Origin of the sequence: Rhodococcus sp. O3, from assembly GCF_048897285.1 — a bacterium.
Lineage (GTDB): Bacteria > Actinomycetota > Actinomycetes > Mycobacteriales > Mycobacteriaceae > Rhodococcus.
In genome coordinates this window covers 1-2,888 of the sequence record NZ_JBMBTE010000260.1, presented here as the reverse complement: position 1 = coordinate 2,888, position 2,888 = coordinate 1, and the positions used below count along the sequence as shown (strand labels likewise).

Annotated in this window: 5 protein-coding genes; 3 read left to right on the top strand and 2 right to left on the bottom strand. The window is 68.8% G+C overall.

Annotated features, from left to right (window positions below; genetic code table 11):
* Positions 1-686, bottom strand: a 686-nt coding sequence (locus ACN675_RS28620) for an ADP-ribosylglycohydrolase family protein (protein ID WP_420754033.1), incomplete at its 3' end; no start/stop codon positions are given.
* A 64-nt stretch (positions 687-750) separates the two neighbouring features.
* Here ACN675_RS28620 and ACN675_RS28615 point away from each other — a divergent pair.
* A complete protein-coding gene (locus ACN675_RS28615) occupies positions 751-1,431 on the top strand; it encodes an NUDIX hydrolase (protein ID WP_420754032.1) in 681 nt (226 codons plus the stop codon).
* 58 nt (positions 1,432-1,489) lie between these two features.
* The gene (locus ACN675_RS28610; RefSeq protein WP_420754031.1) at positions 1,490-1,681 is read left to right on the top strand and encodes a hypothetical protein; all 192 of its coding nucleotides are present in this window, start codon (positions 1,490-1,492) and stop codon (positions 1,679-1,681) included.
* A gap of 9 nt (positions 1,682-1,690) precedes the next feature.
* On the opposite strand, the gene ACN675_RS28605 is transcribed toward ACN675_RS28610, so the two are convergent.
* Entirely contained in the window at positions 1,691-2,128 is a 438-nt protein-coding gene (locus tag ACN675_RS28605) for a hypothetical protein (protein WP_420754030.1), read from the bottom strand.
* Positions 2,129-2,373: 245 nt separating this feature from the next.
* Between ACN675_RS28605 and ACN675_RS28600 the strand changes: the two genes are divergently transcribed.
* Positions 2,374-2,805: a polynucleotide kinase gene (locus ACN675_RS28600; protein ID WP_420754029.1), complete on the top strand. Its 432-nt coding sequence runs from the start codon at positions 2,374-2,376 to the stop codon at positions 2,803-2,805.
* Positions 2,806-2,888: the final 83 nt, after the last annotated feature.

Below are 2,888 nucleotides of genomic sequence, written 5' to 3'. Positions count from 1 at the left end.
GCGTGCACGACCCAGCCGTTGTTGGCGAAGTCGGCGGGCGTGCCGCGTTCCGCCTCGTCGAGCAGCGGGCGCCACAAGTCGGCGACCTCGGGTGACGCGATCTTCAGGAAGCCGCGCACACCGTCGAAGTTTCCGTGCAGCACCGCATGTCGGATGGCGTGGGACCACAGGCGGCACGCCTGTTCCGCGGTCGGATCGTCGTGCGTGAGAGCGCTGATCTGCGCGGCGGCCTCGAGGCATCCGGCCCCGTCGTCCAGATAGGCGAGCGCGACGGGAGCGGTACGCATGAGCGATCCGTTCCCCGCTTTCCGGCCGGTCAACGACCGGGCGTGCGCCTGCATGGCGGCGGCATCGCCCGCGCGTCGGCCCAGGACGTTGCGCGTCTGGTTGCCGATGTCCTTCGGATTCGAGTCGTACCAGCGGACGAACTCGGCGGCGACCGCATCGAGGCCCCGGCCGCGGCCGATGTCGACGCCGGTCGCCGCGACCGAGGCGACCGCCACGGCCATTGCAGTGTCGTCGGTCCACTCCCCCGGTTCCCACGCGAACGTGCCGCCGCCGATCATGTCGATCTTCGTGGCTGCCGAGGGGTAGGTGAATTCGTAGCCGGCCCCGAGAGCGTCACCTGCGGCGGTCCCGAGCAGCACCCCGACGGCCCGATCCCTCTGCTGTGCAGTCACATTCATTGCAGCCTCCTCATTAGATCAAGATTGCGCTAAGATTAGATCAGTATTGCGCTAATATGCAAATGTGAGTGAATCGAAGGATCGGGCGGGCAAGGCCCTCGCCGACTACGACCGCCCTTCCGTCGCTGTAGACGTCGCGGTGCTGACCTATCTGGACGGCGAGCTACGGGTTCTGGTCGTGGACCATCATCTCGGCGGCCGCGCGCTCCCCGGCACATTCCTGCACCGCGGCGAGCGACTCGTCGACGCCGCCGAGCGCGCACTCCGGGACAAGGCGCACATCACCGGACTGAAGTTCCACCAGCTGCGGATGTTCGACGATCCCGACCGCGACGAACGCGGCTGGGTGATCTCCATGGCGCACACCGCCGCGGTACCCGTCACCGACCTGCCCGGCGACGCGGCACTACACGTCGTCCACGGCGGCGCCGTCGACGGCGATCTCGCGTTCGACCACGCCGACATGGTGCGGCTGGCCGTCGACGACCTGCGCGCACGCTACGCGGCTCAGGTCGACCCCGACCGGCTGCTCGGTGAGGAGTTCACCGTGCTCGATCTGCGCCTGCTTTACCAGGCGATCTTCGACCGGACACTGCAGAAGGATTCGTTCCGCCGCCACGTCGTCGCGGCGCTCGACAGCACCGGACGGCTGTCGAGTCCCGGCCACGGCCGGCCCGCCGAACTGTTCCGCCGACGCGGGACCGCGCAGCTTCCGGTCCAGGCCGCGGTCCTGCTCACCGGCTGAGTTTGCCCCGGACGGTCCGCGGGTATCTCGCTCACGCCGATTCGAGGAGGGCAGCACTGTGACACAAGCGGACGACAGCGGTCCGGGGACACGAGCCGACGACAAAGGTCCGGGCCACGAGCTCAGCGGCGTCGTGGACGACCTCGAACGCAAGATCGAGCGTGAACGCGACGAACGCGATGTGCCCGGGAGCAGGTCCGACCGGGAAGACGTCGAACCCGTCGAGCCCGGGGACGAGGCACCCGACTGAGTCGTGTAGTCAGGGCCTCCGCGGCGCCGTGAACAGTGTGACGAGAATCGCGATGCCGCTGCCGACGATGCCGAGCCCCAGCAGGATTCGCACGACGAGCGGCCAGTCGAACCCACCGGTCCCGAAATCGAACGGGAACGTCTGCCAGATCCGCAGCAGCGCGACGAGACCGACCGCGGTCGTGGCGGTGTCACCGAGCGTCTTGAGCCACCGCGGATCCCACACCAGATACGCCAGGTTCGCCACGAGACCGACGACGATCGAGGCGTTCACCCATCCCAGCACCGCCGGTGTGTCCTCGGTGAGGAACGGCACCGACTCCCAGCCGGGCCAGACGTTGATCGCATACAGCATCGCGGCATCGATCAGCACCGCCACGACGTAACCCGCGCGGCGAGCCGCGGCCGACGACCCGCGCCGATCGGATGCCTCGGATGTCGCGCTCACCGAACCCCCTACCCGGACGCCGCCCGGGACGTCCCACCGCTATCCCACAGTGCGCCTCCGTTCTGCCCAAGGCAACAGCTGAACGGCTCGAGGCAACAGGTGGAAGGCGACCGCGGCCGGCGACTCGGTAGCGAGCCCGCGAATGGGTATCCACAGTCGTGTCCAGGAAGACCCGCCACCGAGAGCACCCGGCGAGAAAACGGCATCGTCCTCCGAGCGGAGCGGCACCGCCACCGGCGCGGTACGTGGAGGATCCGACGCTGCCCCCGGCCTGGCTCGTCGACATCGACGGAACTCTCGCGCACATGAGCGACCGCAGTCCCTATCACTGGCACCGGGTGGGTGAGGACACCGTCTCCCCCGCCGTCGAGGCCGCGGTCAGAGCGTTCGCCGCCGCGCCCGACGGTTTCGCCGTCGTGCTGCTCTCGGGCCGCGACGGCATCTGCCGTCCCGAGACCGAGGAGTGGCTCGCCCGGCACGAGATCCCGTACGACGAGCTGTACATGCGCGCGGCCGGTGACAATCGCAAGGATTCGATCGTCAAGGCCGAGTTGTTCGACGCCCACGTCCGGCACCGCTACCGCATCGTCGCGGTCCTCGACGATCGCGATCAGGTGGTGCGCATGTGGCGGCGGATGGGACTGGTGTGTTTTCAGGTCGCCGAGGGCAACTTCTGAACCGGCGCACCGTCGGTCAGGTCTCGCACCTGCGCGTAGCGCTCTCGCACGCGCGGGGCCGGGTCGGCTTCGAAGCGCCGGAC